The organism is Collinsella sp. AF05-9 (assembly GCF_003465595.1).
Classification (GTDB): domain Bacteria; phylum Actinomycetota; class Coriobacteriia; order Coriobacteriales; family Coriobacteriaceae; genus Collinsella.
On record NZ_QSBB01000058.1, the window covers coordinates 1 to 4729 of the forward strand.

A 4729-nucleotide genomic window follows, 5' to 3' on the forward strand; every position below is an offset into this window, starting at 1 on the left:
CGCGCGGCAAGGAGATATATTGCCAGACCGGAGGGGCGCCGGGGGCGGGAATCTGGGCGTACACATTTCCTACATATCTTGTGATCCGACTAACGTTTGCCAGCCGTTAACTACCGCTCGCCGAGCATCTCTTTATATAAGGCAATCTCATGGTTAGAGCGGATACGTCCCCCTAGCTAAAGCACAGCCAGCATCGAGCAACTCATCACGTTCTTCCACCGAGAACCCCTCGGCGTAGACGCGCACCACTGGTTCGGTCCCGCTAGGACGGACCAGCAGCCACGTGTCATCCTCGAATGACAGACGCAAGCCGTCCATATGACTAACGTTTTGCGGCACCTTGCCACAAATCGACTCTGGGTTTACGCCCGGCAGCAGGGTTCGTAACGTTTCGGCATCTTCGGCCTCAAGGCGCAAATCGCGTCGACCGTAACTCGTCTTACCAAATCTGTCCTCGAGTTGGTCGACCAGAACGCCCAAAGGCGCGTCCGTCTTTGCCATAAGCTCACACAGAATCAGACAGGCGAGGATTCCATCGCGCTCGGGCATATGCGCGGCGATGCCGATACCACCGGCTTCTTCGCCGCCCATGAGGACGCCGCCCTTCTTCATCTCCGCCGCTATATATTTGAAACCGACTGGTTTGACGGTCACGCGGCAGCCAAGCGCCTCGGCAATGCGACGCACGAGCGTCGAGCATGAAAGATTGACGACGACGCGCCCCTCCAAATTACGAAATTGAACCAAGTCGCCCAAAACGAGCGCCATGATCTGATGCGGATGTATATATCTGCCGCGCTCGTCAACCGCGCCGATACGGTCGGCGTCGCCGTCGGTCACCAGGCCAGCGCAAGCTCCGTCCTCGATAACCGTATGCTCGCAAGCGTCCACCCAAGGCTCAACGGGGTCGGGGCAGATATCTTCTTGGTCAGACGCCTGCCCGGCGTGAATCTCGTGCACCTCAACGCCAAGCTCGCGCAGCAAGTCGGCTAGATAGCCCTGGGCTGCGCCGCCCATGGGATCGACAACCACGCGCAGGTGCGCGGCGCGGATGGCTTCGCCATCGACAAACGATGCCACCGCCTGCATATAGTCAGGAATGATATCCGCGGTGCGATATTGCCCCTCGATCTCCATTGGCTCGGGAGCCATGGTCTCTTCGAGCTCTTCGATGACATCCTGGTTGGCGGTTGAGCCGTCACCCATGCGAATCTTGAGGCACAGATAGCCCTGCGGATGATGGGACCCCGTCACCATGAGCGCGCCGCACGCCTCACCGTCATAAGCCGCCGCCCACGTAAGGGCAGGGGTCGGAACAGGTCGCGAAGCGAGCACGGCGTCTAGCCCGTGCGCTGCTAGCACGCCCGCCGCAAGCTCAGCGAACTCGCGCGCCAGGGGCCGGGTGTCGAACCCTATATATACCGTTTTGCCCGGATTGGTCTTTTGCCACAACTCGCCGACGGCATCGGCGATACGGGCAACGTTATCGGCAGTGAAGTCCTCATCGACGCGAGCGCGCCAACCGTCAGTTCCAAAATGAATTATCGCGCACACGCGCAGACACCTCACAGTGTTTGGATCATGTTACGCATGGGGTATACCCGCAACATGCACTCGGCAACCTGCCGGCACCAGCATTCACCATTTGGGCAAATGCTGCCGAGGACATGCAGGCAATAAAAAAACCGCCCCGTATGGAGCGGTTTTGCCCTTTATATATCGAGCGCCTCGGCCATTGCTGCCGTAGTGATTGCCGTGGTTCCACAGCAACTGCCCACCATTGCGGCACCGGCATGTCTCCATTCGATGCATGCGCGCGCGAAAGCTTCAGGGTTCTCGTGCCATACGGGGCCATCCTGAGTCTGGACCGGATCGCCTACGTTGGGACGCACCGTGACGGGAGTAGTCGCCGATGCAACCATCCTGGGCACCGCCGCATTCGCGGCCGCAAGCGAACAGCAATTAACACCAACCGAGTTTGCGCCGTGTTTTTCGGCGTACAAAACGGCTGCCTCGATGTTGAGGCCATCGCCCAGCAGGTCGCCTTTATCGTCAACGACAAAACTCACCAGAACAGGCATGCCGTCGGCGGCATCTCGAGCGCCGGCAAGCATGGGCTGCAGATTACGGATAGACGTCACCGTCTCGATCAGCAGACCGTCAACGCCGGCATTGAGCAAGGCGTGCGCCTGTTCGCGCGCAATGCCGCGGATTTCACGATACTCGGCAGAGTCCTCGGCAAACCACTCAATACCGATCGGGCCCATCGAGCCCAGCAGCAGCTGAGGGTGCGCCTGGCGAGCATCGTCGACGGCCCCGCGATTGACCTCCGCCACGGACGGCGCAATCTGATCGTGCTTGAGGGCATAGCTCGATGCCTGAAAGGTGTTGGTAATGAGCACCTGCGCGCCGGCGGCGACATACAAGCGATGAATACGAGAAACGGTTTGCGGCTCTGCCAGATTCCAAAACGCCGGTGGAATGTCGGCGGCATCGTACTCACTCAACAGAACACTGCCCATGGGGCCCTGCGCCAACAAGGTCTCGCTCGACAAGCGGCGCGTAAGTTCCTCGGCACCAAAGCGGTTGTAATAACTCGTATCCATATATATCCCGCTATTCCTCGACGCTGATTCCCTGCTTTTCGAGATAGGCGAGCCAGCGGTTCATCGTGTCCTCGGATAGCGCATGCTCCATCATGCAGGCCTCGGAATCGGCTCGCTCAAATTCGACACCGAGCTCCTGAACCAAAAACGTGCGGACGAGGCGATGACGGTACCAGATAGCCGTGCCAACCTCGCGGCCGCGATCGGTCAGGACTACCTTGCCGTAGTGCGATTGCTCGACAAGCTCGGATGCCTTTAGCGCCGAAACCGCTTTATTGACCGATGCCTTGGAGACGCCAAGGCGCTGCGCGATGTCGACCGATCGCACGCCGTTGGTTTCCCCCTCTTCGCTTTCAATGCGAACCATGCACTCCAAGTAGTCTTCGTTCGCCACCGTCAGATGTAGTTCGCGCGAGCTATTTGTCGTATCCATGATCTTCCGTCCCTTCTGCATTCAATGGCTGATTCTACCCCATCCAAGCGTCGCGGTATGCCGTGGCATACCGTGCTAGAGTTCTTGTTGCACACGACGACCAAGATTGGAGCGATCTTTATGGAAAACACCACCACAAACCCCGATGTCCTCGAGCGCTTTTTGCGCTACGTCCAGATCAACACGCAGTCCGAGGATGCAAACTGCGACCAGGTACCCTCGAGCGCCGTTCAGTTTGATCTTGCCAACGTGCTGGCTGAAGAGCTGCGCGAGCTTGGTGCGGAAGATGCCCACGTGACCGAGCATGCCTATGTCTGCGCGCATATCCCCGCAAGTGCGGGCGCTGAGGACAAGCCCGCCCTGGGCCTGATCGCCCATCTCGACACCACCGAAGTTGCACCGGGCGCCGGCGTGAAGCCGCACATCGTACACTACGAGGGCGGCGACCTGGTCTGCGGCACGGTTGACGGTAAGCCCGTTGCCATGAGCACCGCCAAGCTTCCCGCCCTGAACGACCTCGCGGGTGAGGACCTGGTCTGCAGCGATGGCACCACGCTGCTGGGCGCGGACGACAAGGCAGGCGTCGCCGAGATCATGTCACTTGTCGCGCGTATCGCTCAGGACCCTTCTCTGCCCCATCCCGCACTCGGCATTTGCTTCTGCCCTGACGAGGAGATCGGCCACGGAGCCGAGCTGTTGGATATCGATACCTTTGGCTGCAAGTACGCCTACACGGTCGACGGCGGCCCCATCGGCGAGCTGGAGTGGGAGTGCTTTAACGCCGCCGAGGCGACCGTCCGCTTTGAGGGCCAGTCCATCCACCCGGGCGACGCCAAGGGTCGTATGGTCAACGCAGGCAATCTGTTCTGCGACTTCAACGCGTTGCTCCCCTACGTGCAGCGCCCGGAGTATACGGAAGGCTACGAGGGCTTTTATCACCTTGAGGGTGTATCTGCGACCGTCGATCACGCCACAGCGCGCTATATCGTCCGCGACCATGACGCCGCCAAGTTCCAGCAGAAACTCGACCTTATTGATGCCGCCGCCTCGATGCTCAACCAACGTCTGGGCGAGGAGCGCGTAACGGTCGAGATTAAGCAGCAGTATCGAAATATGGCCGAGATCGTTCGTGACTATCCCGAGCTTATTGATGTTGCCAAGGAAGCCTACCTTGCCTGCGGCGTTGAGCCCCAAGTGCTGCCGATTCGCGGCGGCACCGACGGCGCGCAGCTGTCGTTCCGCGGTCTGCCCTGCCCCAACCTTTCCACCGGCGGCTATTGCTACCACGGCGTCAACGAGTTCGTCCCGGTCAGTTCGCTCGTCAAGATGACCGACGTCCTGCAGGAGCTCGTCGCCCGCTTTGCATAAGCCTGGCTGCATAAACCCAAAAGACGAATCGCCCCGTCCTCAACCGAGAACGGGGCGATTTTTTGCTGCAATGAGAACAGGTTGACGCACGCCAGCCTCTTAACGCAAGGAATGTCCCAAACTGCCGGCACAAAAGGAACGTCCCCAAGTGCCGCAAAATGACGACATCCACTCTCGCTTTGTGGGTAGTCATTGGGGAGGTTCTTGTTTGACTAGTCGTTTAAAAACGTCCCCAATGACTACCCAACGACTAGTCCGGACCAAGGCAACGCCGATGTTTTGGCAACGACAGACACTATGACCCAATCCGAGGGCACTAAAA

The 4729-nt window shown here is 59.4% G+C and carries 4 protein-coding genes; 1 reads left to right on the forward strand and 3 read right to left on the reverse strand.

Going from position 1 to position 4729, the window contains the following annotated elements; translation table 11 throughout:
- Positions 1-153: 153 nt before the first annotated feature.
- From DWV43_RS09745 to DWV43_RS09755, 3 genes are all read right to left on the reverse strand, one after another.
- Positions 154-1554: a phosphoglucomutase/phosphomannomutase family protein gene (locus tag DWV43_RS09745; RefSeq protein ID WP_117818410.1), complete on the reverse strand. Its 1401-nt coding sequence runs from the start codon at positions 1552-1554 to the stop codon at positions 154-156.
- A 158-nt stretch (positions 1555-1712) separates the two neighbouring features.
- Complete coding sequence (locus tag DWV43_RS09750) at positions 1713-2606, reverse strand: homocysteine S-methyltransferase family protein (protein WP_035138801.1); 894 nt, start codon at positions 2604-2606, stop codon at positions 1713-1715.
- A 10-nt stretch (positions 2607-2616) separates the two neighbouring features.
- On the reverse strand, positions 2617-3039 hold the full coding sequence (locus DWV43_RS09755) for a metal-dependent transcriptional regulator (protein WP_089573098.1): 423 nt from the start codon (positions 3037-3039) through the stop codon (positions 2617-2619).
- 120 nt (positions 3040-3159) lie between these two features.
- On the opposite strand from DWV43_RS09755, the gene pepT reads away from it, so the two are divergent.
- Entirely contained in the window at positions 3160-4407 is a 1248-nt protein-coding gene (pepT, locus tag DWV43_RS09760) for a peptidase T (protein ID WP_117818412.1), read from the forward strand.
- Positions 4408-4729 lie beyond the last annotated feature (322 nt).